Genomic DNA, 526 nt, shown 5'->3' with positions numbered 1-526 from the left:
TCCAGTTGCCCGAGACTGACGGGGACGCTAGGAAGTTCGTCAGGGAAGCCGTCCAGGCGTTTCCAGAGATCTATTTCTCTCGCTTAGTTGTTCTAGGGGAAGGTGATAGTGAGGAAATCGTTCTCCCACGAATCCTCAAGGCCAAGGGGGCACCGGTTGACGAGTCTGCTGTCACCATTGCTCCGTTGGGAGGACGCCATGTGAACCATTTCTGGCGGCTCCTGGAGGGCCTGGGTACTCCGTATCTAACGCTGTTGGATTTGGACGTTTCCAGATACCAAGGAGGGTGGGGCCGGATCAATTACGTCAATACTCAGTTAAAAATTCACAATCTAGCGAAACAGCTACCCACCCATTGGCAGATCCCGGCATGGAACGTGGTGAACGTACCAATTGGGGAAGGAACTCACTGTGGTGGCCTCTATGTACTCCAAGAGCTCGAGAAACGGGGAGTCTTTTTCTCAGCCCCCATGGATCTCGACTACTCAATGATAAGCTCATATCCGGGAGCCTACAGTGTAGAGCG

General features: G+C 53.2%; 1 protein-coding gene. It reads left to right on the top strand.

Features of this window, described 5'->3' with window-relative positions; genetic code table 11:
• A partial coding sequence (locus NRB16_RS29245; RefSeq protein WP_257107617.1) for an ATP-dependent endonuclease occupies positions 1–526 on the top strand: 526 nt, incomplete at both ends.

This window comes from Pseudomonas sp. LJDD11, from assembly GCF_024584215.1.
GTDB lineage: Bacteria > Pseudomonadota > Gammaproteobacteria > Pseudomonadales > Pseudomonadaceae > Aquipseudomonas.
This window is presented reverse-complemented; position numbering and strand designations above follow the sequence as displayed.